We start from the raw sequence: 24,312 nt of genomic DNA on the forward strand, positions 1-24,312 counted from the left end.
AATTTTTTTATTATAATTGCAATAGAATTGAATATTTGGTAACATATAATCAATCAACCTATTAAAACATACGGTTATTGTTTATTAGAGTTAGCCTTCTACAGACGAATAACCAATTAATGGGTAAAAAAAACCCGGAGCGCCTGCTCCGGGTTTTCAATTTTAAAAATGTTTTCTCTTTTAGAGTTTCTCCAGCAAGTTTTCGGCCTCTATAGCGCCGTGGGAGGTATGATAGGTAACCGTCCCATTTTTGATCAATAACAATTGCGGACTCTCGTGCTGTACGTTGAATTTTGTTGCAATTGCATTACTGATGTCGCGATGCGCTTTTAGATCTAAAAAATAAGGCTCTAGTTGCTTTTTGTCGTAATTGTATGCTTTCTCAAAACTACGCAGTACCATTCTACTGATTCCGCAGGTGGTACTATGCTTAAAGATTAGCACCGGCACCGCATTAGAAATTTCTACAATTTCATCAAGCTGTTCCATACGCTCGAGTGGGATCCAGTTCATTTCCTTTATCTCTTCCTTCGCAATATCACGCTGACTTTTAAACATATCAAAAAGTCCCATAGTCTTTTCTTTTTAAAGTTTGTTAACGCTCGTAATTCCTAAGCGGTTGTAAATTTAAGGAAACTAAACCGGCTATTGTATTAAGGAAATCCAAAGCCTTTAACCGACAAAAAGACAGCTAATTCCATGCTACAACTGACTAAACGTCGGTTTTAACAAATGGTACAGCAATTGCCATATCAACATCGAAATACAAATACGATGAACTTTAATAATTTCACCATAAAATCACAAGAAGCCATACAGCAAGCCCAGGCGCTTGCTCAAGGGTATGGCCATCAGCAAATCGAGAATGAGCATATTTTTAAAGCCATTCTTGAAGTTGATGAGAACGTTACTCCGTTTCTGCTTCAGAAACTGGATGTGAATGTAAATCTGTTAAAGCAGATTTTAGAGAGCACGCTTACCAGTTTTCCTAAAGTAAGCGGTGGCGATATTATGCTGTCTCGTGAAGCCGGTAAAACGGTAACCGAAGCCAGCAACATCGCCAAAAAAATGAACGATGAGTATGTTTCTTTAGAGCATTTGATCCTGGCGATCTTTAAATCGAGCAGCAAGATCGCACAGATCTTAAAAGATCAGGGCGTTACCGAAAAACACCTGAAAGCTGCGATTGAAGAATTGCGCAAAGGCGACCGCGTGACTTCACAAAGCGCTGAAGAAACCTATAATTCGTTAAGCAAATACGCCAAAAACCTCAACCAACTCGCCCGCGACGGGAAGCTCGATCCGGTGATCGGTCGTGATGAAGAGATACGCAGAATCCTGCAAATTCTTTCACGTCGAACCAAGAATAACCCGATTCTCGTTGGGGAACCCGGTACCGGTAAAACCGCGATCGCAGAAGGTCTCGCCCACCGAATCATCGATGGCGACGTGCCTGAAAATCTTCAGGAAAAACAGATCTGGGCGCTCGATATGGGAGCCTTGATCGCCGGTGCAAAATATAAAGGCGAGTTTGAAGAGCGTCTAAAAGCCGTGATCAAAGAAGTAACTACCAGTGCCGGCGATATCGTCTTGTTTATAGACGAGATTCACACGCTTGTAGGTGCCGGTGGCGGTCAGGGTGCAATGGATGCCGCAAACATCCTCAAGCCTGCGTTGGCTCGTGGGGAATTACGCGCAATAGGTGCCACCACGCTAGACGAGTATCAAAAATACTTTGAGCAGGATAAAGCTTTAGAGCGCCGCTTTCAGAAAGTGAGTGTTTTTGAGCCCGATACCGAGTCTGCGATTTCCATCTTAAGGGGAATCAAAGAAAAGTATGAGACGCACCACAAGGTGCGTATTAAAGACAACGCGATCATTGCGGCAGTAGAGCTTTCGCAACGCTATATCACCAACCGCTTTTTACCCGATAAGGCGATCGACCTGATGGACGAGGCAGCTTCAAAAATGCGTATGGAGATCAACTCCAAGCCCGAAGAACTTGACGTACTCGACCGTAAGATTATGCAACTCGAGATCGAGATCGAGGCGATCAAGCGCGAGCAGGATGAGAACAAGCTCAAGTCCTTACGCGCCGATCTTGCCAATCTTAAAGAAGAGCGCAACGAGATCAACGCCAAGTGGAAGAGCGAGAAAGATGTGGTAGATAACATCCAGAATGCCAAGCAGGATATTGAAAACTTTAAGCTGGAAGCCGAGCGTGCCGAGCGCGAAGGCAATTATGGTCTGGTAGCCGAGTTACGCTACGGAAAGATCAAGCAAGCTCAGGAACAGTTGGAGAAATTGCAGGAGCAACTGGCCGCACAAGCCGATAACAGCCTTATTAAAGAGGAAGTAACCAGCGAAGACATCGCCGAAGTGGTAGCTAAATGGACAGGAATCCCCGTAACCAAAATGCTGCAAAGCGAGCGCGAAAAATTACTGCACCTGGAGGGCGAACTGCACAAACGTGTGGTAGGTCAGGAAGAAGCGATCATCGCCGTGAGTGATGCGGTGCGCAGAAGCCGCGCCGGCCTGCAGGATCAAAAACGACCTATAGGTTCGTTCTTATTCCTCGGGACCACAGGGGTGGGTAAAACCGAACTCGCAAAGGCGCTGGCAGAATATCTGTTTGACGATGAGAACAACATCACCCGTATAGATATGAGTGAATACCAGGAGCGTCACAGCGTGAGCCGTCTGGTAGGTGCACCTCCGGGATATGTGGGTTATGATGAAGGCGGGCAGTTGACCGAAGCCGTACGTCGCAAGCCCTACAGTGTGATCTTGCTCGACGAGATCGAGAAAGCACACCCAGACACCTTTAATATCCTGTTACAAGTGCTTGATGAAGGTAGACTTACAGACAACAAAGGCCGTCTGGCTGACTTTAAGAACACCATCATCATTATGACCTCAAATATGGGAAGTCATATCATACAGGAGAAATTTGAGACCATCAAAGATCCTGAGACCGCGATGGAAGGTGCAAAAACCGAAGTGCTGGGGATGTTGAAACAAACCATACGTCCTGAGTTTATAAACCGTATAGACGATATCGTGATGTTTACCCCGCTTACGCGAAAAGACATCGAGCAGGTCGTGAGTTTACAACTCAAAGGCGTGACCCGTATGCTGGCAAAACAAGGCATCACGCTAGATGCTACGGCCGAAGCCATCAAGTTTTTAGCAGACCGCGGTTTTCAACCGGAGTTTGGGGCACGTCCTGTAAAACGTACCATACAGAAAGAAGTGTTGAACAAACTGTCTAAAGAGATCTTAGGCGGAAAAGTCACCACAGACAGTATCATTTTACTCGATGCTTTTGATGACGAACTCGTGTTTCGTAACCAAAGCGATCTGGTAGAAAATGACTGAAGAGCATTGCTCGTATAAATCAAAAGCGACATCGTAGTGATGTCGCTTTTTTTTGGTTTTAGATTGTCGCGTTGATAACTCGTTGATAAGAGCTTCTGATTTTCTGCAGGTTGCGTTTTTAAAAAGGGTAGTTTTAGGAATATAAAATTGGTAATCTACTTAAGAATTGCATATCAACAATAGATGCATAATAAAAATAGTTGCCACACATTTGAAAAAACTATGGAATTGAAAACAGTTAATCAAATTCGAGAAAAAAGAGACGAAATTCGAGAGCAAATTAAAGGTTTGAATTTGAGAGACTATAGTGATACAAAATATGGAGGTGAGAACGAATACAGTTTTAAAGGTTTAATAGGGGGGAATTGAAGCGCTATTAACCGACGTTTCAACACTAACTCGTTATCCATCTAAATTTGTTAAAATATCGTCCCATACCGAGAGAAGTAATATTCTATCATATTTAATACGAATAGACACATATTTAGAGACACCTGTAAACTATATTACCCAATTCGAAGCGCTAAAAACACTTTTACGAAGTTTCAACGTTCGCTATTTTTCTGATAGACAAGTTGAGTTTGAATCTGAAATCGACGAAGTCCGAAAAATTAAATTACAGCTTCAACAGGTACTTGTAGATTCTAAAAAACTAAAAGATGATATTGATGAGAATAATAATAGTATAGAAGAAAAATTAGAAAAGGCAACCGAAAAACTAGCAGAAATTGAGAGTGAGTTAGAAACTATTATTGATCGCAAAACTCAATTAACAGAACAATCAGAAACTTTAGAATCACTAAATAAAGATTTAGAATCAATTAAAGAAACTGCTAGCGGAAACCTTGCAGAAATAGAGGAATCACTTACTGAATGTAAATCAAACGAAAAGCTAATTACATCATTTGCTAACAAGGTTCAAGACAGAGAGAAAAGATTAGATGATTTAGAACAGAAAACTGAAGAAAATAATAAGAAGCTATCAGAATACGAAACAGAAAGAAAAGCAATATTAAACCAGGCCAATCAACTTATCGAATCATCCAAAAAAGCTTTAAACTATACTACTGCAGAAGGTATTAGTGCTTCATTTCAAGGTCAATACGAAAATTCAAATAATAAGTGGATTTTTGGAAGTTGGATTTTAGGTGCTGTAGCTTGTTTAATTGGTACTGTATGTTTAGGAATTTGGATTTTAAAAGCTAATCCAAATAATATTGGTGTTTTGGTCGGTAGAATATCTCTATTACCTTTACCCATAATTGGAGCGATCTTTTGTGCAAATCAATACACTAAACAAAAGAACATCATAGAAGACTATGCTTATAAAATGGTATTATCTAAAGCTATTGTTGGTTTTTCAGAACAATTAAAAAAGAATGGAACTGATGGGAACGAAGAGTACGTTCATTATATAAAAACAGCATTAGAAGAAATCCATAGAGATCCATTGAGAAAAAGGGACTCCAAAAAATCAAGCGAAGTAAAAGAGTCAAGTTTAAAAGATTTGGTTGAAATGGCTGAGCGTATTGTTAAAATGACCAAATTGGATTAAAAAACCTGTGGTGACAATGTTTAAGATTTGCGTCAATGTATATTAAGGTCACAACCGTTCCAATATATAGGTCGATAATTTTAGTCAAACTCCTACATTTTATAAAATATTAACCAAATAATATACTTTAAAATTTAACTAACTTATAATAAATAAAATTTTGAAAGTTCTTAAGTATACTATCCTAGCAACTTTTTGTTTACTCATTTCTTGTAATCAAAAAAATGAAAATGAATTTACATACTCCGAATTTAAAGAGGCACTCTATTACAATGAATCTTCAGGTAGTTTTTCTGATTTAGGCAATCTAGAAATGTGTATCAATAGATGGGGAGAACCTAAATATGTGAAATCAATTGGGACTATGAGTGATCTTTATGGTACAAATTCAAAACTTCATACAATAGTATTTAAATGGAGTAATATAGAAGTAGATAATAAACACGTAGAGATTTATTTCGAAATGGATGATAGTGGTAAAACTATCAACGATGTATTTAATAGAAGTATAAGATCCTTAAATGCAAAGCACGCAATTGTAAAAGAATTCAGACTAACAAATTGATATATTTTACCTCACTCCCCTATTGCCATACTATGGCATCAATTATAACAAGCTAGTACAATCGCGCAGGAGCACATAAAAAAATAAACTAATCTCCAGTTACCCTCTTGTTACCGCGCGATTGTATCGCGTGGGAAGATCCTACCCGCCACCTTCAGGGTCATTTCCTGTAAAAAAATAAGAGCGATTTCCTTTTTAAAAAGGGTCAACCGCTCTGATAATGTGACGCATAGCCTTGCTAAGTTTGTATCAAACGAATCCAAAAAAACTTAAGTTATGCCACATTATGCACAAGGAACTTCAGGATGGACCAAATTAAACGGCTATCAGGCGCTTTGGGATCCTAAGATCGATCTGGGTAAATTCTATTTTACCACCTTTCAAGGTAAACGCGAAGAAACGCCGTATATGACCGCAGAAAATTTTGCCCGCGTCATCGACATCCTTAGAAACGAAACGCCGGTTTATGGTAACGCCAGCACCGGCTCGGTCACCACCCAAGCCGAAGAAGTGGGTGAAGAAGAAAGTTAGTCTTCAAAACTTCAGAGAATTGCTAACAACCAGCCAAAACGCAGCAACGCCTATATCTTTTGATGTAGGCGTTGTTTTTGTTGTTGCGCGATACAATCGCGTAGGAGCACCATAAAAATAAACTCATCTTATGTTACCGCGCGATTGTATCGCGTGGTAAAAAGTTAGAATTACTCTTACTAAAATCAACTACACAGAATAATAGAATAATAAATCATATAGTATAAGTTGCTACCTCTGCGCGATGCAATCGCGCAGGAGCAAAAAACTAGAAAAAACTACCTTTAAAGAATAGATACCGTTACCGCGCGATTGTATCGCGTGGTAAAATGTTCAAATTATAAAAGAGGCTAGCCTATTTGCAAAACTGCTCTAGTTTCTAGAATTTTAGGTAAACAATTAATCCCAAGCAGCGCGATACAATTGCGCTGTAATAAAAACTAGAAAAGAACTACCTTTTAAAAATAGACACCGTTGCCGCGCGATTGCATCGCGTGGTAAGCCACAACGAGCCACGCGATACTCGCGATTGAGCAGCTTTTTTAGTTTAAATAAACCAATCTAAAATGAGCAGAAACTATAAATTCCATAATCCTGAGGGTTTGTATTTTGTAAGTTTTGCTGTTGTAGAATGGCTTGATGTTTTTACAGGAGATTACTATAAAGATATTCTTGTAGACAGTTTAAAGTACTGCCAATCAAATAAGGGAATGGAACTTATAGCCTGGTGTATAATGACGAATCACGTACATCTGATTTATAGAAGTTGCGCCGGGCAAAAACCGGAATTACTCCTCGGAGACTTTAAAAGACATACTAGCAAAACATTAGTAAGAGTCATTCAAGAAAACCCCGAGGAAAACCGAAAGGAGATTTTCCTAAAGCACTTTCAAAAAGCAGCTCAGAAATCATCAAATGTTAATAATTATCAATTTTGGCAACACGACAACCATCCTATTGAACTCTGGAGTAATGAAGTGATATGGCAAAAGGTCAACTATGTCCATAATAACCCGGTAAAAGCAGGTTTGGTTGAAAACCCGGAAGATTATACCTATAGCAGTGCCAAAAACTATGTAGACGAAAAAGGTTTGCTAGACGTAGTAGTATTTCAATATTTTGGATAAACTAGAAATATATTTTGTGTTCAATAGTGAGGAGCTGCGCGATACAATCGCGCAGGAGCAGAAATATTGGAGATCTAGCTCTAAAGAATAGATACCGTTGCCGCGGTGCCTCTCGGAAAAGAAAGGAAGCCCAGTTGCCGCGCGATTGTATCGCGTGGTAAAACCAAAAATCATCCTCTTTTCCAAATCTAAACTTTGGTTAGATTCCTATCTTACCGAGCTATCTGTCCCAGTACATATAAAATTACCTTAGGTCGGATAAGCTTCAATCGTCTGATGCTAAATTGGTGTATATTTACACCAAATATAATGTTATGGCACGTCAAAGTATTTCCTTTACAAAACCCAATGATGATTGGTTAAAAGAACAGGTGGACTCTCAAGAATACACCAGTAAAAGTGAACTGATCAATGATCTTGTTAGACAAGCCCGCAAACAGCAAGCTGAGATAGACTGGATACGCACTAAACTCGACGACGCCGAACAAAGCGGCTTTACAAGCGAAAGCAAAGAAGAAATTTTAGCTCAGGCTAAGTCTTCTTTAAAATGAATTATCGGCTTAGCAATACCGCTAAAGACGATTTAATTCGCATTTACAGATACGGTGTTTACAAATTTGGTAGTGCTCAGGCTGAGCAGTATTTTGAGAACTTCTTTCTGTATTTTGATCGCATTGCCAAAAATCCATATGCTTTTGAAGCAGTTGATTTTATTAAAATAGGATACAGACGTTGCGTCTGCGGAGTAGACAGTATTTATTATAGAATCAATAAAAATACGGTGGAAATTATGACCATCATTGGCAGGCAAGACACTCAAACTAAAATCTAATAGTATTTTCATTTGCTACGCTTAATTCGATATCTATTGGTATTGAATCGACTGATTTTATACAGATTCAACTAAATCAAAAAAACTACTAGAGTACTAGCCTCACAGGCGTTATTTCCATATTTGCGCCCATAAAAAACAAATTCCTTTGAGGCCTTTTTACCATCTGATTGTTCAGAATAATTGAACCGTTTTAAGGGTCGCTAGGGCGTCATTTTTAAATTTTATTATTTTTATTTATTCTAAATAAAAACATTTTATACATTCGCATCGTAACTTTTTAACCTTTAATAACTATTCAAAATAACGACGCAGATGAAACAACTAACTACACTGCTCGCCCTAACTCTTCTAAGTTTTTCGTTGTTTGCACAACAAGGAAATGCTATCAGCGGTACGGTAGTCGACCAAAATGGAAATGCATTGCCCAACGCCAATGTATATCTTGAGAACACCAATTATGGCACCTCTTCTAACGAAGATGGTTTTTATCAAATAAGCAATATCAGTAACGGTACTTATGTGGTTAAAGTTTCTGAAATGGGTTTCAAAACCTTCACTTCAAAAGCGATCACGATCAATGGCGCAGTAACGCTTAACGTGAAACTTCAGGAGGATGTGAGCGCACTTGATGACGTGATCATCTCAGGTGCGGGAAAATCTGAATATGTCGAACGCAACCCTTCGGCTTCTTTACGCCTGCAACAGGATCTTAATAAAATTCCGCAGAACATACAGGTGATTAGCGCAGACGTGATCAAAGATCAGCAAGCCATTAGTATGATGGAAAACATTACCCGTAACGTGAGTGGTGCGCAGATGATTGAGCACTGGGGCAATTTTGCACGTATCAATATGCGCGGATTTAGAATTCCGCCATTTAGAAATGGACAAAATGTGTTGTCTACTTGGGGACCTCTCGCCGAAGATATGGCGCTTGTAGAACGTATTGAAGTGGTAAAAGGTCCGTCTGCATTTATGCTTTCAAGTGGCGAACCCGGTGGTTTGTATAACGTGGTCACTAAAAAACCTACCGGCATTTCTCACGGTGAAGTTGGCTTAGTGACCGGTAGTTACAACACCTTGAGAGCCACCTTAGATGTAGAAGGCAAGCTTAGCGACGATAATAAATTGCAATATCGCTTTGTGGGTGCCGGTACTACACAAGAAGCACACCGCGCGTACGAAGACCAAAATCGCTATACGTTTGCTCCTTCGGTAAAATACTTGATTGACGATAAAACTTCGGTTACTGTGCAATACACGTTTCAGTATTACAAAACCCGTTTAATAGGTTCTGCTTATGTTTTTGCTCCTGAAGAATATGCCAGCCTCGACAGAGATTTTACTTTAAACGATCCTAAGTTAGGCCCGTCAATTATGAAAGAACATTACGGACTTGTAAATTTTGAGCATAAGCTTAGCAACAACTGGTCAGTTAGCGCGCAACTCGCGTATCTTAATTACCAGCACGAAGGCTCTAGCCTTTGGTTAGATGGTAGTTTTGGTGTTCAAGCCAATGGGGATCTAATTCGTCGCGTGAGCATTTGGGATGCCAAAGAAGAGAAAAAACTGGGGCAGGCTTTCGTAAACGGAACCGCAAAAACCGGTGGCATGAGTCATAAAATTTTGGGCGGACTTGATTTTGGAAATAGTTCGTATATCGCAGATTGGTCTACCGGAATCAATATTGATACCGAAGAAAATCCGTTTAATATTTACAATCCGCAACCGGCGGCGATCGCTCCTGTTTTTGACCGTTCTACTCCCCTTACCCAGCGTGCCGTAGGTTATATCACTTATGAGTATCTGGCCTATTACGCACAAGATGAATTGGGCTTTTTTAATGATGATTTACGCCTTACCCTTGCCGGAAGGTACACCGAAATGAAGACCAACAGTTACGGTTCTACCTCTACAGATAAAGTGTTCACCCCGCGTGTCGCAGCTTCCTACTCTATCTTAGATAACTTGAGCGCTTATGCTATGTTTGATCAGTCATTTTTACCCACGCAAGGTGCAGATGCCGAAGGAAATTCTTTTGATCCCGTTACTGCCGAAGATATCGAGGGAGGAATCAAATATGAATTTGGCGATGGAAAGTGGAATGTAGCCGCAGGATACTTCAACATTACCAAAGATAAAATCTTAGTTCCGGGGCCAGATCCTAATTATTCTATTCAGATTGATAGTGATGTGACTTCTCGTGGGTTTGAATTTGACCTGCGCGGTGAGCTTTTTACCGGTCTGGGTGTTGTGCTTAATTATGCCAACACTAATGTAGAAGATGCAGACGGAAACAAAGTCGTAGGCTTCTCTAAACACATCACAAACGGATGGTTCAATTATAAATTTCAAGAACGCGCTTTAGAAGGCTTTGGAGTTTCGCTTGGCTATCAATACCTCGTAGATCGCTCTACTTGGGCTTGGGGCGCTGATGGAGAAACAGACCTTCCTGATTACTTTAGAATGGATGGTGCACTGTCTTGGGAAAACAACAAATTCCGTGTGGCGCTTAATCTTAACAACCTGCTGAATGAGTACCTCTACAGCGGTGCTGATTATGGCTCGTATGTATATTGGCAAAGTGAGCCGGGTCGCAATTTTAGACTCAGCTTGAATTATAAATTTTAGAGCGCTCGTGCTTTGCGTTCTTAAACCAGAAAAGCTATCTCTCGCGAGATAGCTTTTCACTTTTTATAAAAATATTGATTATCCTAAAATAGCTGTTTCTTGCTCCAAGATCATATACGGCTGACGGTAATAGCGCTTGCTCGTCGCTTTATACAAAGCATTGGCCAGAGCTCCTGCAACCGGTGGCAAACCGGGTTCGCCCAATCCCGTAGGTGCGATTTCGTTTTCTGCGAAAAATACTTCGATCTCTAGCGGAGCTTCGTTGTTTCTGATCAATCGGTAGCGGTCAAAATTCTGTTGTTCCGGCGCCCCGTCTTTAAACGTCAACTGGCTGTACATCGCGTGTCCTAGTCCGTCTACAATTCCACCTTCAATTTGATTTAAAGCGCCTTCTTTATTGACTACAATTCCGCAGTCTACCGCACACCATACTTTTTGTACAACCGGATTTCCGCGATCATCCATCACCAGATCAATCACCTGCGCCACATACGAATTGTGACAGTAATACGCCGAAACACCGCGGTAAACACCGTCAATCTCGGTTCCCCAATTACTCTTCTCACGCACGAGTTTTAGAACTCCGGCATAACGCTCGGCATCATAATCGTTGCGCTCCCCAACCGGATTGGCGATCGCGTTATCAAAAAGCTCCAATCTAAAATCAATAGGATCTTTACCTGCGGCTTCAGCAACCTCATCAATAAAGGATTGCTCTGCTCCCGCGGTAAAATTAGAACGCGGGGCACGCCAGGCTCCTGTTGAAATATTAGTGTCAATACCAAAATTCTCAGCACGATAGTTGGCGAGTGTTCCCGCCGGATAGCGATCTGCAAACACCGGACTTGATGGAATACCACTTCCTTGCACCTCAAAAGCTGTCAGGTTTTTATTGGCGTCCAAGGCGGCTTTATATTTTAAAGTGTACGAAGGACGATAGGTCCCCTGCGTCATATCATCTTCCCGGGTGTAAATGAGTTTTACCGGAGCTCCTATTTTTTGCGAAATAGCAGCAGCCTCAAGACCGAAATTTCCATACAATCTGCGACCAAAACCGCCTCCCATACGTGTCATATCTACGTGAATGTTATTCTCAGGGATATTGAGCATTGCAGCAGCCGAACCGCGTAAAGCTTCCGGAGTTTGAATAGGCCCGATCAAACGCGCCGAATCTGCTTTGACATCGGCAAAAAAGTTCATCGGCTCTAACGTATTATGCGCTAAAAACGACCCGAAATACGTGCGTTCGATCACGGTATCGGCATTGGCAAAAGCTGCATCAGGATCGCCGTCTTGACGCGCTACTTCTCCCTTTCCTTTAGAAAATACTGAGGCAAATTGCTCTAAATGCGCTGCGGTACTTTCCGCAGTTGCTTCGGTTTCCCATTCGGCTTGTACCGCCTTTTTAGCCTGCATCACCTGCCAGGTACTCTCTCCCACTACAACAATGAGTTCATTAAACGCATTTACATCTGCCCAGCTTGGGTTTTGTAAAGAAGTGTCTACGGTAAATACGTCTTTGATTCCCGGCATCGCTTTCGCTTCGCTAGCATCAAAACTTTTGAGTTTCATTCCAAAAGCGGGTGCGTGAATGAGCATGGCAATCGCTGCGCCCTCTTCCATATAATCTAATCCGAATAAGGGTTTTCCCGTAGCGATCTTAACGCCATCTACGTTTTTAACCGCGGTCCCAATAAGTTTAAAATCTTTAGGCGCTTTCAGCGGAACTTCTTCCGGTATTTCAATTTTTGAAGCCTCATCGATCAGTTCTTTGTACGCAATAGTTTTATTGGTAGGTAAATGCTTGACCATTCCTTCTTCGGTTACCAGATCTTCCGCAGGAATATTCCACAGTTTTGCAGCTGCATTCACGAATAAATACCGCGCAGTGGCGCCTGCCATACGCAAGCCGTCCCAACCGGCGCGAATAGACTGACTTCCTCCTGCGATTTGACGACTGAACTTTTTAGTATCCAGAGGTGCTTGCTCTACCGTTACCTGATCCCAGGCTACGTCTAATTCTTCGGCCACAATTAGCGGCATTGAGGTTTTTACGTTCTGACCGATTTCAGGATTGGGTGAAAAGATAGTCACGGTGCCATTCCCATTTATGCGTATGTATGCATTGAGGTCAAACGCTATATCTTCTGGTTGCGCATCGCTTTGAGCCAAGCCCGAAAACCAACTGAATTGCAACAGCAGTCCCGCGCCGCCGGCAGCAGAAACTTTTAAAAACGATCTACGGTTGTGTTTTGTCTTAATAAGTGCCATAATCGATTATTTTTTTGTTGCTGCAAGAGCGACAGCTTTATTGATTCGGGTATAGGTTCCGCAGCGGCAAAGGTTACCGCTCATTGCGTTTTTGATCTCATCTTCAGAAGGAGTTGCATTGCGATTGAGCAAAGCGGCTGCGCTCATAATCTGGCCAGCCTGACAATATCCGCATTGCGGAACGTCAACTTCTACCCAGGCTTTTTGTACCGGATGATCACCGGTTTCTGAAAGCCCTTCTATTGTAGTAATCTTCATCGAAGCATTTGCGATGGCACTCACTGGTAGCGAACACGAGCGCACGGCGTTTCCGTTTAAGTGAATGGTGCAGGCTCCACATTGGCCAATACCACAGCCGTACTTGGTTCCTACCATTTTAAGATGGTCTCGCAACACCCAAAGAACGGGAGTATTTGCGGCGACATCTACTTGATGTTCTTGCTCGTTAATCATTAGGGAATACTGTGGCATAGCGCATTATTTTTATTAAACATCTGTAATTGAGCGCAATAGAAAAGCGCAATGCTTTAAAGTTACTTATTTTAAACGTGCGCCACTTATACTTTTCAAACCAAATCTTAAGCTAGAAACCTTTAAAAAATTAGCATTTCCTTACAATTTGAGCTGATTTTATCCGCTGTTAAAGGGCTACTTTTGCCTGAAAATCAACAATGCCGAGAAACTTACGCGCGCTTTTATTGGGTCTACCCCTCGTGCTTTTAGCTGTTCAGCTGCAAGCGCAAGACACTTCAATTCCCAACGAAACTCCCAAAAAAGGATTTATTTCCCGTTATCTCAACAGGGTTTTTAACGATACCGTCTCTCAAGAAAAACCACAATTCTTGATCTATCCGGTTTTAGGTATTCGGCCTGAAACAGGTCTGGAATTTGCCGTTGCGCCACTCTTTGTGTTCTATGCCAATGAGGACACTAATAACCGACTTAGTGAAATTAATACTTATGCGTTTTTTACCTTTAATGGGCAGTACGGTATACGCATCAACCACGCCGTTTATTCTGATCAGGACAAATGGTTTTTCTTAGGTGATCTAGATGCAGAACGTTTTCCGCTGAAATATTACGGAATAGGAAATGATGTTCCTAAAGACAATATTGCTCTGGTAGATGCTACGCAAATTCAGATTAAAGAACGGGTATTGCGCAAGGTTGTAAAGAATTTTTATGTAGGTCTCGAGACCGACTTTAGAAGTCTGTCTAACGTTTCTTTTGAAGCTCCCGAAGACAGCGATGAAGCTCTGGACATTGAGCTTCCCTTTGGTGCCGAGGGAACGACCAGCTTTGGTATGGGTGCCGGTCTGGTTTACGACGCCCGTCACAATGTATTGAATGAGCGGAATGCCTTTTTTAGCGAATTGGCTTACCTCAATTACAACCCATTCTGGAAAAGCGATGTAGAATACCAGACCATCACCACAGACAACCGGTTTTTTACACCCATAGGCAAAAGAGATGTACTGGCGGCTCAGGTAATTGGTCAGTTTAGTTTTGGTGGCGAAGTGCCCTTTAACCAGCTATCGTACTTAGGCGGTGAGAATATTATGCGTGGTTATTTTAGCGGAAGGTTTAGAGATCGCAATCAAGTCGCAGCACAAGTAGAATATCGTTTTCTACCGCTCAAACTGGGTTTTACTGACCGTTTAGGAGCAACTGTTTTTACCGGTGTAGGCGAAGTATTTGACGATTGGAACGAGCTGGAGATGAATAAGATCAAATGGTCTGCCGGTGCCGGTGCACGCTTTCTGATCTTTAGAGAAAAAGATATTTTTATTCGCTTTGATTATGCGTTTACCAAAGATGGAAATAACTTTTATCTGAGTATAGGAGAAGCTTTTTAGTCCAACTTGACCAAAAACTTTCAGACAATAATTTAATAAGCTTTTGGCTATTCAATCCCTTGCCCACTACTAAAAATAATTTCTGAAGAGCGCTTTACTAATTTCTTCTTGCAATTTATTTTCAGGGGCTTTTCGCTTTAATTGATAAGCGCATTTTACACGCTCAGTTGACGGGTCGTCGTTTACCGTCAGATCAAGCTCCAGCGCTCCATAGCTTAAATACTTCTCGTAATCTGGGGTCTCTGTAGTTTCAACGTAATGGCGCAATTCGTCTAAAGGTTTACCCGCCATTTGAGCGACCGTTTCCCAAAACTCTTCTTCGGTATAGCCGCGCTGTTGTTCACGAAAATAAGTTTTATACATCGCTCGCATCACATCATCTAACGACTTTTCATTTTCACTCTCGTGGCGAATGGCAAGATCAAGCAACAGCCCTATAATTGGGCCTTTATGATAATAGGAAATCGTTGTGGCATCTGAAACAGCATCGTTGTTCAAGAAATGATTCCAAACATCATAACTGGAGCGTTCTAAAGACATATGCTCTTTCCCCTCTTTATTTTCGATCGCCTGAAAGTGACTGCTTAAATACTGCAGCATATCTTCTTCAGTTATCAAATCTGCATCACGCATAATGAGATATTCGTAATACACCGTAAAACCTTCAGCCACCCAGAGCATCGTCGTGTAATTTTCTTTGCTATAGTCAAACGGTCCCAATTCAATAGGCCGTAAAGCTTTTACATTATACAGGTGAAAATATTCGTGCGTGATAAAATTGAGAAAGGCCTTGTAGTCAGCATCGGTTTTAAAGTCAAAACTTCCATAGGTGAATACCGCTTGCGAGTTGGCGTGTTCTAGTCCGCCTCCGCCGGGTTCCATCATAATGAAAGCATATTCCTCAAAAGGAATGTGCTGCATTAAATCGGTCGTACGCAAAATGATCTCTCGCAAATCTGTTACAAATTGCTGCTCATCTAATCCCTCTGGTGTTGCGATAGCCAGCGTAAACTCTTTACCCAATTGCTGAAACTCGATCATTTTCTGATTTCCCAGATAAAACGGACTGTCATAAAGCACGTCTGCTGACGCAGCATAAAAAGTGGTTTGATTTACTTTTCCTAGTCCAGTCGCAATGTGCTCCCAAGTTTCCGGAAGTTGAAAGGTCACCGAAATGGGTGCTTCTTTTTGCCCTTCGGGAAACATAAAAATATCAGTATTCGCCAGAAAAGCCCGAGTCTCCTTCACATTAGATTCTGCCACCGAAGTACGATTAGCATAAACCCGGTAGGTCACCTCTAATTCGGTATTTTTAGGATGCGTGATCGTCCATTTGTTTTTAGAAGTTTTCTTCCAATCTAGTGCAACACCTTTAGAAGCCTGCACCTTAAAATCAACAATATGCGCCGGGTTGTCGAGAATCTTGTAATATCCCGGAGTCCAAACCGGCAAAACGAGTGTGGTTTTGGTAGTGTCTTGCTGATCAATATGCAAGGTAACTTCAACATAATGCGCTTCTGCCTGAGGAAAGGATAGTTGATACTGCATTTGTGGATCGCCCTTCTGCGCGAAAAGAGTTCCGGAAATCAGAAGAATAACACAAGTCAGATAAACACGTAGAATCATAAATGGAAATTAATTGTGCCTGTGAAATTACTCAATCTATCACGAAGAATAGTTGCCGTTTATCCCTAAAATATTCGCAAGAGCTGATACGATGTTAACCTAAAATACATCCCTCTATTTAAACAACTACCAATCAAGTTAGCGTAATTTTAAAATACTGCAAGACTCTATTTAGTATGTAAATTGAGCATAAGGTGTTTTTAAAGTTTGTCTATGAATAAAAAACTATCTAGAACTGAAAAACTAGGATATTACCTCACTCCTATTGAAGTTGTTTTTACCGGTTTTCGGCATAACTATACTGATCGACTTAAGAAAAAACAGGATAAAGAATTAAAAGCTTTAAAGGAATTCGGGGAACTTGAGAAAGTGAAAGAGCTCAGGGCTATTCACAAAAGCTATGGGAAATTTTATGTGTATTGCTGCATAGCAATGATGCTAGTTTCCCTAGCAGAGTTTCTTTTTGAAACCCAGATTAAGCTTTATTGATCTTTTTTGTTACTACCTTATTCGCAAAAATCAAACGGATTAGATAAGTTCCAGTAATTAAGCTACTCAAATCGATACTTTTCTTTGATTCTATTTCTCTAAGATACCTCCCACTTAAATCAAATAACTCTATTTTTTCAGGGAGTTCATCGTGATACTGAATGGTTAAAAAATCACTTGTTGGATTGGGATAAAAACTTAAAGAAATAAGATTGGGGTCTTCTATGCTTAAACCACCTCTACACTGTTCTAGAACCTCTTCTTTACTCGAGCAGCCTTCTTTATTGTAACCGAAAGAAATAATTTTGTCCTCTTCTAAAAATTCACAAATGATCTTTAAATTACAAGTGCTTAGATTGGGATTGTTATAAATTCCTATTGAACTACCAACTTCTTCAATATTATCTAAAGAACCTATGTAATCTAAATTTTTGTTGTTCCCTAAGTAAAAACGATCGCCTATACTTTTTAAATTCTGAAATCCTTCAATTCGCTCAAATCCTTCATTAATATTTATATCTAGATTCTCCCCAATGACAGTCAAATTAGAAAAGCCCTTAAACTCATTAATGTGAGAATATGACATCTCAAAACTTACTTCAATATCTTCCAAAGCATCAAACCCGGTAAAGTTTTGAACACTTGTGTTATTTATACGTATCCATCGTATAGAAGTTAATTTGTTAAAGCCACTGAACTCGGAGATACTTACTTTATAGGTTGAAAAATCTCCCATATAACCTTCAAGATTATTTAACCCTCCTAAATTGATAACCCCGGTATTGTATGATATAGACATTGATCCTAGGTGTACGAGACTGTTAAACCCACTAATATCTTCGAGTGCATTTTCACTTAACCTTAAATCACCTTCAATCCTATCAATTGTACTGAAGCCTTTAATCGTTTTTAAAACAGGATTATTCTCAATTTCCAGACCTCCTCGCAGAATTCTCAATTGATTAAATCCGGATAGCCCCATCAAAAATTCATTATCCCAAATCCTGAAATCTCCTGATACTTCTTGAAGTTTATCAAAACCGTCTACTGCTCTCAAATTGTAACCTGATCTAATCGAAAGGTTAGAGACCCCAAGGGTTAGTGCATTAAAACCATCTATATTTTCTAAGGCATGTAGGAATAGCATAAATTCTCCTTGTATACTTTCTAATTGCTCGAATTGACTCAAAGAGTTGAGTTTAGAATTATACATAAAAGACAAGTTCCCCTCAATTTTTCTTAAGTTATTAAACCCCTCTATTCTTAATAATTCTTCATTCTTATAAAAAGACAACCCATCTCCTATTGTTTCGATTTCTTCAAATCCAACCACTTGTTCCAAAGTCCTATTATCTTCAAAACTTAAATAACCTCCTATACTTTGTAGTTTATTAAAACCAAGTATTGCTACTCCATTCCCTTCGAATTCTAAATTACCTTCAACGTTTTCTAAGTTTTCAAAACCTTCGATTCTCTCTGATCGATTGTGTATTATCCTAACAGAGCCTAAAATGTTTTTAATCGTTTCAAAAGCACCTAAGGAACTTAAAGCATGATTATAGCTTATATGTAAATTTCCTGCTAAGTGACTTAGAGAACTAAATCCATCAAAATTCACAAGATTTTCGCAATCACTGATCGTAAGGTTCCCTTCTACAGTCGTTAATTTTTCAAATCCCTGTACGTCATTTAGCTGAGTATTATTCTCGATTGTGAGATCACCCCCTAGCCTCTCTAGTTCGTCAAATCCTTTAATCAAGTGACTTTCGTTTTGTCTTAATTGTAAACTCCCCTCGATCTCCTTTATTGAAGAAAAACCTGAAAATTCAGGTATTCGCGTATAAGCTATATCGACATTTCCTCCTATAGTTTGTAATGCATTGATTGAATTTAAAACCTCCGCATCGCCAGTACTACTAAAAATAAAATCTCCACCTACAGACTCTAGATTATCTAATATAGATACTTCATTATTTGTGTTGTAGGTATAGGTTAAATCATCTCCTATAGAAACTATACTTTTAAAACCTACAAGTTGATCAACTGTGATATTGGAAATTAATAAGTTACCAGATATGGTCTCTAAATTATTTAAGCCATCAATATTTATAGTCCCGTCGAAGAATTGAAAAGTCAAAGTCCCATTGACTGCGGTCAGGTTTGAGAAAGCATCCAAATTCTCAATAGAGCCATTATTATTCATTAATACCAAATCATAATCTAATGTTGTACAATTAGGATAATCTATTTTAAATGCGTCTACATCCTCTTGTGAATATATATAAAGTGTTTGAGGAGGGCACTGCGAAAAAGCTATTGCTGATGAAAATAAAATTAAGAATAAGTAGTTTTTTTGCATAAAGAAATGGTTTAATGCAAAGTAACATTAATTACATTTAGTAATACAAAATATTATTTGGTATATATTTTTTCTAAAATATATAAACCAAAGGCTCTTTATTGTCCGCAATAATTAAAATTGTAATTCCGTACAAACCTCTCAATTTTCGTAACTTCACGCCTCCTCCTACGCGATTAAATCCAAAGTCATGAAAATCCTGCATACGGCCGACTGGCACATTGGCAAAAAACTGCACAAACACTATTTATATACCGATTTTGAACGCTTTATTTCTTGGCTGATTGCGGTTATTCAAGAGGAAAAAATCGAACTCGTTTTGGTCTCCGGAGATGTTTTTGACCTTGCTAATCCTTCCGCCGAAGCGCGCAAACAATACTACAAATCTTTAAAACAGTTAAGCAACCTCAATTGTAAACTCATCATCACTGGCGGAAACCACGATTCGCCGTCCATGCTTGATGCCCCACGCGAAATACTAGAAGCACTTAATGTGCATATCCTTGGCGGAATGCCCGAAAATCCGGCAGATTGCTTGATTCCTGTACAGGGGAAAAAGGAGAATGACGAGCTTGTTGTTGCTGCAATTCCGTTTTTACGGGATGGAGATATTCGTGCGGCAGAATCTGGCGTCACTTATGAAAATCGCATTGAAGCCATAAGAAAAGGGATTGAAGCAGTCTTTACTCAGGCAGCAGAGCTTTGTAAGCATAAATTTCCCGGACAACCGGTGATCGCTATGGGGCATTTGTATGCAGCGGGTATCGAACCTTCAGAGAGTGAACGCGACATACAGATCGGTAATCAGGCTGCCTTTCAGGCGAGTCAGTTTGGAGAGTATTTCAGTTATGTGGCGTTGGGACATATCCATAAACCACAACGCGTGAATGCTGCGATTCCCGCATTTTACAGCGGTTCGCCTTTACCGCTTTCTTTCAGCGAGCGTACCGATGAAAAACGGGTGCTGATCTTGGATACTTCAACGGGTTTTGAACCCAAAAGTGTTGCGATTCCAACATTTAGAAAGCTGAACAAATTGAGTGGCGATCTGGAGCGTATACAAAGCAAATTGCAAGCATTAACATCTGAAGGCGAACTCACCAACCTCATCGAAGTCGAGTTGATCGAAGAAAACTTTGATACCAACCGCATTGCACAGCTCGACACGCTGGTTACCGAATTTAATACACCTGGTCTGGAGATCGTTAAACATCGTGCGACCTTTAAAAACCGACTAAAAGCAACCGGGAAATTGTTTGATGCGGAGCAACATCTAGAAGATCTCAAACCGCTGGAAGTTTTTACTAAAATGTTAGAGCAAAACTCGTATGATGCAGAAACCAAGGCGAAAGTAACTTTGGCGTTTCAGGAACTTGTAGAACACCTCAACACCGCAGATCCCGCTTAACATGAAAATATTAAAAATTGCTTTTAAAAACATCAACTCGCTGCGTGGTGAGCACGAGATCGATTTTACTCAAGAACCCTTTTTGCAAAACAGCCTTTTTGCGATCACGGGCCCAACTGGAAGCGGAAAAACCACGATCCTTGATGTGATCTCCCTGGCGTTATTCAATCACGTGCCACGTTTAGGAAAGATGAGTACGAACGAGGTGCTCAAAAAAGGAGCTATTCTTACCCGCAATCAGGAAGATGCGAATGCGCAAATCACCTATCAATGCAATCAAGGGATTTTTACCTCGCGCTGGGAAATTTCGACCAACCGAAATGGTAATCTACGCGATTATCATATGGAGCTCATAAACACAGTAAGCAACGAAATTCTCGATTTAAAAAAATCGGATGTCCCGGGAAAAAATGAGGAGCTGATCGGTTTGAATTATGATCAGTTTATCAAGTCGGTTGTATTGGCGCAGGGCGAATTTGCCAAGTTTTTACAAGTGCCCAAAAAGGAACGCGGTGCACTTCTTGAAAAAATCACGGGTACCGATATCTATCGCAGAATTGGGATAGAAGTGTTTCTTCGGAATAAAGAGCGTGCTAAGGAAATTGATGCTAAACGCGCTAAAATTGAGACTTTCAGAGAGCAATTGTTGGAAGAAGATACGTTCGCAACAAAGCAAAAAGAAGCTGAAACTTTAGCCAAAAGGCAAAAGGAATTAAAGCAATCGATCGAACAATTTACCAAAGAGATCGAGCTTAAAAAGAAACTGCAAGCCGAAGAACGCGAACTGCAAAAAACACAGAAAGAATTGGGCGAAGTGCTTGCGCTTCAAGAAAATTTTGAAAAAGAAAAAGGAGAAGCATTAAAACATCACGAGACTGTTCAACTTTTTGCTGAAGAACTCAATCAATGGCAGGGTTTACAGGAAAAGCAAAAGGAAAAACAAGCAGAAATTGCCAAGGCCTCGGAAGCTTTAGAAACTGCAAAAGCCCAACGAGAAACTTTAACGCAGCAAATTAGCAAGCAATTTAAACTTACAGTCACGCCAACTGATTTTCCGCAAAAAATGGAACGTTACAAAGCGGAAGTCCGTGCCTTGATCGATGAGCGCAATGCTTTACGCACCGCTTTTGAAACCAGTAAAAACCCGTTGCAAACCGCAGCTAGGGAATTCGATTTACATTTAGACCTAAAAGATCTCAAAGGTTTTGAAACTGCTTTACAGGAGAAACAGACGAGAGCCAAAACAACGTATGCAGCTTTAGAGAACCGATTTGACCTTAAAAATGCTTCGGTAGCAGAACGTCTGGCAACAATTCAATCCAAACTGAAAAACATCCGCGCAGCTGAAAAAGCGCACACAGCTTTAAACACTTTGCAAAGTCAGCGTAAGGAACGTAATGAAGAATACGTTTCTATTCAAAAGCAACAAGCGCAGTTGCCCGAAGAGGTCAAACAACTGAAACAGCAGATCGAGTTAAAAGAAGCTCAGCACACCGCTAAGCAAAAAACGCTGGAAGTAGAACAGCTGCAAAAACAACTTGAGGATTACCGCAAAGACTTGAAAAATAACGAACCTTGTCCTCTTTGTGGTTCGCTCGATCATCCTTTTGCAGCCCATATTCCGCAAGAAGAAAACGGACTCAAAGCTGCGGTGCTTCAATTAGAACACGAATTAAAAACGCTGAACAAAGAACTCGTGACTAAAGAAAGTTCGCTTCAGCAATTAACGCAACAAATACAACAGCTCGAACAGCGTATAAAAGTTCTCGATGAAGAACTGAGTGCTCAGCAAACCACTTTTGATGCCCAATTCAAAAAACTCATGCAATCCAAGGGCAGCGCCACGTTTAACGAATTAGAGCTCCAACTGGAACAGCAAGAAAGAGAGTTGAATTCCGCTGAAAAACTTCAGCAAAACATAAAGGTGCTTGCGCAAATTCAGCAGCAAACAACCGATCTAAAAGGGCTGTTGGCAAAGGGTAAAAAGAAAGCGGAGGCCATTGCACAATTATATCCTGCAATCAAAAACTTTGAGCAAAAGGTTAGTCAGATTGAAACCTCTTGGAATCGTAACGAGCAAACCGCAAACCAGCAACAACAGCTGCTCACAGCAGCTAAAGAAACAGAACACGATCTTGCAAAAACCTTAGAAAGTCTCACTACCAGCCTAGTAGAGCAATTGAACAAGAAAGGCTATGAATCTATTGAAGATGCATTACAAAAGCGTTTGAATGCCGCAACCGCTCAAGCTTGGAAACAAGAATTAGAAAAGATCAACGAGGATGCTTTACGTCTAAAAACCTTGCGTAACAAACTCATTGAAGAAATTCAAACCCTAACGGATACGGCGAGTGAGGCACCACTTGAAAAACTTCAAGATCAGCATCAGGAACAAACAGAAACGCTTCAGCAAAATGAACATTTAGCCTCTGATCTATCGCGGCAACTCTTAAATCATAAGGATAATCTGGAGCAGATTAGAAAACTTCAGAAACAGATTGATCAGGAACTTAAAGATGGTGAACATTGGTTGATTCTCAATAACCTGATCGGTGATGCTAACGGGAATAAGTTTAATGATTTTGCGCAAGATCTTACACTAGCGCAATTGCTACAGCTAGCCAACAAGCGCCTAAAACATCTTACCGATCGTTATCAAATAGATCAACCGGCAGAGGATGAAGACGACAGTCTGGTTGCGATTGATGAGCATATGGGTGGGCAACGGCGATCGATCAAAACGCTGAGCGGTGGCGAGACTTTTATTTTAAGTCTGGCATTGGCCTTGGCACTATCTGATCTCGCATCACGCAATATTGAGATCAACAGCCTGTTTATTGACGAAGGTTTTGGAACTCTTGACCCTGAAACTCTTGATCAAACGCTGGACACGCTTGAGGTGCTGCAAGCCGAATCTTCAAAAATGATCGGGGTGATCAGCCACGTAGATAGTTTAAAAGAGCGTATTGCAACGCAGATCCAACTTACGCAAAATGGGCAGGGATATAGCAGTCTAAAAATCGTATAATCCTATATAAATTGGTTATCATACCATAGAGGAAACCGCAGCGATCGGGGAGCTTTTGGGCATTATAAGTCTTAAATTTACAGTAGAATTTTTAAGAGAAAAACTATGAATTTTCACACTAGAAAATGGATTAAACCGCAAGACCTCAATCCCAATCGTTCACTCTTTGGAGGCCGACTTTTAGAATGGATTGATGAGGAGGCAGCGCTTTATGCCATTATACAATTAGAGAATCCGCGTACGGTTACTAAATACATTTCTGAGATCGATTTTAAGTCCAGCGCTCGTGAAGGTGATATTGTTGAAATTGGTATCGAACCGGTAAAATTTGGTACCGCTTCCCTAACCTTAAAATGTGAGGTACGTAACAAAATGACCCGCGAGACCATCATCACCATCGACAAGATCGTGATGGTAGGCTTAGATGAAAACGGAAATGCCAAACCCCACGGAAAAACGAAAGTTGAGTATGTAAAGGACCGTTTAGAAGACAAATAAGGTCTATCACAAATAGAATTGTTTGCACAAAAAGAGGCTTTGAGCGCCTCTTTTTGCATTCAGAATGCTAATAAGTGCATACAATAGGGCAATCGCCGGTTATTCTTTCTAAAGAGGTTTCGGTAATTTAGCAGCCATTAGCGGTTTTAAAGTTT

At 40.4% G+C, this 24,312-nt stretch carries 18 protein-coding genes; 13 read left to right on the top strand and 5 right to left on the bottom strand.

All coding sequences use genetic code 11. From position 1 onward, the window contains the following. Window positions 1-180 precede the first annotated feature (180 nt). A complete protein-coding gene (gene ytxJ, locus HCN54_RS09280; protein ID WP_167597551.1) occupies window positions 181-573 on the bottom strand; it encodes a bacillithiol system redox-active protein YtxJ in 393 nt (130 codons plus the stop codon). Between the two features lie 201 nt (window positions 574-774). Between ytxJ and clpB the strand changes: the two genes are divergently transcribed. From clpB to HCN54_RS09320, 8 genes are all read left to right on the top strand, one after another. Further along, the gene (gene clpB, locus HCN54_RS09285; protein ID WP_167598871.1) at window positions 775-3,378 is read left to right on the top strand and encodes an ATP-dependent chaperone ClpB; all 2,604 of its coding nucleotides are present in this window, start codon (window positions 775-777) and stop codon (window positions 3,376-3,378) included. A 1,225-nt stretch (window positions 3,379-4,603) separates the two neighbouring features. After that, window positions 4,604-4,933, top strand: a complete 330-nt coding sequence (locus tag HCN54_RS09290; RefSeq protein WP_167597552.1) for a hypothetical protein — start codon at window positions 4,604-4,606, stop codon at window positions 4,931-4,933. 160 nt (window positions 4,934-5,093) lie between these two features. Beyond that, window positions 5,094-5,498, top strand: a complete 405-nt coding sequence (locus HCN54_RS09295) for a hypothetical protein (RefSeq protein WP_167597553.1) — start codon at window positions 5,094-5,096, stop codon at window positions 5,496-5,498. A 276-nt stretch (window positions 5,499-5,774) separates the two neighbouring features. Then, window positions 5,775-6,029 carry a hypothetical protein gene (locus tag HCN54_RS09300; protein WP_167597554.1) on the top strand — a complete coding sequence of 85 codons (255 nt, stop codon included), beginning with the start codon at window positions 5,775-5,777 and terminating at the stop codon, window positions 6,027-6,029. Window positions 6,030-6,595: 566 nt separating this feature from the next. Continuing rightward, window positions 6,596-7,156 carry an REP-associated tyrosine transposase gene (locus HCN54_RS09305; protein WP_167597555.1) on the top strand — a complete coding sequence of 187 codons (561 nt, stop codon included), beginning with the start codon at window positions 6,596-6,598 and terminating at the stop codon, window positions 7,154-7,156. Window positions 7,157-7,470: 314 nt separating this feature from the next. Next, the gene (locus tag HCN54_RS09310; protein ID WP_167597556.1) at window positions 7,471-7,707 is read left to right on the top strand and encodes a type II toxin-antitoxin system ParD family antitoxin; all 237 of its coding nucleotides are present in this window, start codon (window positions 7,471-7,473) and stop codon (window positions 7,705-7,707) included. Next, entirely contained in the window at window positions 7,704-7,988 is a 285-nt protein-coding gene (locus HCN54_RS09315; RefSeq protein ID WP_167597557.1) for a type II toxin-antitoxin system RelE/ParE family toxin, read from the top strand. Before HCN54_RS09310 ends, HCN54_RS09315 begins: the two co-directional genes overlap by 4 nt. A gap of 315 nt (window positions 7,989-8,303) precedes the next feature. Continuing rightward, window positions 8,304-10,622 carry a TonB-dependent receptor gene (locus HCN54_RS09320; RefSeq protein WP_167597558.1) on the top strand — a complete coding sequence of 773 codons (2,319 nt, stop codon included), beginning with the start codon at window positions 8,304-8,306 and terminating at the stop codon, window positions 10,620-10,622. A 78-nt stretch (window positions 10,623-10,700) separates the two neighbouring features. On the opposite strand, the gene HCN54_RS09325 is transcribed toward HCN54_RS09320, so the two are convergent. Continuing rightward, the gene (locus tag HCN54_RS09325) at window positions 10,701-12,893 is read right to left on the bottom strand and encodes a xanthine dehydrogenase family protein molybdopterin-binding subunit (RefSeq protein ID WP_167597559.1); all 2,193 of its coding nucleotides are present in this window, start codon (window positions 12,891-12,893) and stop codon (window positions 10,701-10,703) included. 6 nt (window positions 12,894-12,899) lie between these two features. Beyond that, complete coding sequence (locus HCN54_RS09330; protein WP_072979857.1) at window positions 12,900-13,364, bottom strand: (2Fe-2S)-binding protein; 465 nt, start codon at window positions 13,362-13,364, stop codon at window positions 12,900-12,902. A gap of 200 nt (window positions 13,365-13,564) precedes the next feature. Between HCN54_RS09330 and HCN54_RS09335 the strand changes: the two genes are divergently transcribed. Beyond that, complete coding sequence (locus HCN54_RS09335) at window positions 13,565-14,749, top strand: BamA/TamA family outer membrane protein (RefSeq protein WP_167597560.1); 1,185 nt, start codon at window positions 13,565-13,567, stop codon at window positions 14,747-14,749. A 69-nt stretch (window positions 14,750-14,818) separates the two neighbouring features. Here the strand turns inward: HCN54_RS09335 and HCN54_RS09340 are convergent, their stop codons facing one another. Then, window positions 14,819-16,375 (bottom strand): M61 family metallopeptidase, encoded by a 1,557-nt coding sequence (locus HCN54_RS09340; protein WP_167597561.1) that lies wholly within the window; start codon window positions 16,373-16,375, stop codon window positions 14,819-14,821. Between the two features lie 213 nt (window positions 16,376-16,588). On the opposite strand from HCN54_RS09340, the gene HCN54_RS09345 reads away from it, so the two are divergent. Continuing rightward, window positions 16,589-16,864, top strand: a complete 276-nt coding sequence (locus HCN54_RS09345; protein ID WP_167597562.1) for a hypothetical protein — start codon at window positions 16,589-16,591, stop codon at window positions 16,862-16,864. On the opposite strand, the gene HCN54_RS09350 is transcribed toward HCN54_RS09345, so the two are convergent. Further along, entirely contained in the window at window positions 16,851-19,223 is a 2,373-nt protein-coding gene (locus tag HCN54_RS09350) for a T9SS type A sorting domain-containing protein (protein WP_167597563.1), read from the bottom strand. The genes HCN54_RS09345 and HCN54_RS09350 overlap by 14 nt on opposite strands. Window positions 19,224-19,413: 190 nt before the next feature. On the opposite strand from HCN54_RS09350, the gene HCN54_RS09355 reads away from it, so the two are divergent. The 3 genes from HCN54_RS09355 to HCN54_RS09365 all read left to right on the top strand — a co-directional run bounded on the left by HCN54_RS09355 (window position 19,414) and on the right by HCN54_RS09365 (window position 24,157). Next, window positions 19,414-20,631: an exonuclease SbcCD subunit D C-terminal domain-containing protein gene (locus HCN54_RS09355; RefSeq protein ID WP_167597564.1), complete on the top strand. Its 1,218-nt coding sequence runs from the start codon at window positions 19,414-19,416 to the stop codon at window positions 20,629-20,631. 1 nt (window position 20,632) lies between these two features. Then, complete coding sequence (locus tag HCN54_RS09360; protein WP_167597565.1) at window positions 20,633-23,659, top strand: AAA family ATPase; 3,027 nt, start codon at window positions 20,633-20,635, stop codon at window positions 23,657-23,659. 105 nt (window positions 23,660-23,764) lie between these two features. Continuing rightward, window positions 23,765-24,157 (top strand): acyl-CoA thioesterase, encoded by a 393-nt coding sequence (locus HCN54_RS09365; protein ID WP_009780854.1) that lies wholly within the window; start codon window positions 23,765-23,767, stop codon window positions 24,155-24,157. The last annotated feature ends 155 nt before the right edge of the window (window positions 24,158-24,312 follow it).

This window comes from Leeuwenhoekiella sp. ZYFB001 (genome assembly GCF_011784865.1).
Classification (GTDB): Bacteria; Bacteroidota; Bacteroidia; order Flavobacteriales; family Flavobacteriaceae; genus Leeuwenhoekiella; species Leeuwenhoekiella palythoae.

Bases quoted from the DNA above. Each gene is read 5' to 3' on its own strand.
- ytxJ (WP_167597551.1), bottom strand. From the start codon at position 573: ATGGGACTTTTTGATATGTTTAAAAGTCAGCGTGATATTGCGAAGGAA.
- clpB (WP_167598871.1), top strand. From the start codon at position 775: ATGAACTTTAATAATTTCACCATAAAATCACAAGAAGCCATACAGCAA.
- HCN54_RS09300 (WP_167597554.1), top strand. From the start codon at position 5,775: ATGCCACATTATGCACAAGGAACTTCAGGATGGACCAAATTAAACGGC.
- HCN54_RS09305 (WP_167597555.1), top strand. From the start codon at position 6,596: ATGAGCAGAAACTATAAATTCCATAATCCTGAGGGTTTGTATTTTGTA.
- HCN54_RS09310 (WP_167597556.1), top strand. From the start codon at position 7,471: ATGGCACGTCAAAGTATTTCCTTTACAAAACCCAATGATGATTGGTTA.
- HCN54_RS09315 (WP_167597557.1), top strand. From the start codon at position 7,704: ATGAATTATCGGCTTAGCAATACCGCTAAAGACGATTTAATTCGCATT.
- HCN54_RS09320 (WP_167597558.1), top strand. From the start codon at position 8,304: ATGAAACAACTAACTACACTGCTCGCCCTAACTCTTCTAAGTTTTTCG.
- HCN54_RS09325 (WP_167597559.1), bottom strand. From the start codon at position 12,893: ATGGCACTTATTAAGACAAAACACAACCGTAGATCGTTTTTAAAAGTT.
- HCN54_RS09330 (WP_072979857.1), bottom strand. From the start codon at position 13,364: ATGCCACAGTATTCCCTAATGATTAACGAGCAAGAACATCAAGTAGAT.
- HCN54_RS09335 (WP_167597560.1), top strand. From the start codon at position 13,565: ATGCCGAGAAACTTACGCGCGCTTTTATTGGGTCTACCCCTCGTGCTT.
- HCN54_RS09340 (WP_167597561.1), bottom strand. From the start codon at position 16,375: ATGATTCTACGTGTTTATCTGACTTGTGTTATTCTTCTGATTTCCGGA.
- HCN54_RS09345 (WP_167597562.1), top strand. From the start codon at position 16,589: ATGAATAAAAAACTATCTAGAACTGAAAAACTAGGATATTACCTCACT.
- HCN54_RS09350 (WP_167597563.1), bottom strand. From the start codon at position 19,223: ATGCAAAAAAACTACTTATTCTTAATTTTATTTTCATCAGCAATAGCT.
- HCN54_RS09355 (WP_167597564.1), top strand. From the start codon at position 19,414: ATGAAAATCCTGCATACGGCCGACTGGCACATTGGCAAAAAACTGCAC.
- HCN54_RS09360 (WP_167597565.1), top strand. From the start codon at position 20,633: ATGAAAATATTAAAAATTGCTTTTAAAAACATCAACTCGCTGCGTGGT.
- HCN54_RS09365 (WP_009780854.1), top strand. From the start codon at position 23,765: ATGAATTTTCACACTAGAAAATGGATTAAACCGCAAGACCTCAATCCC.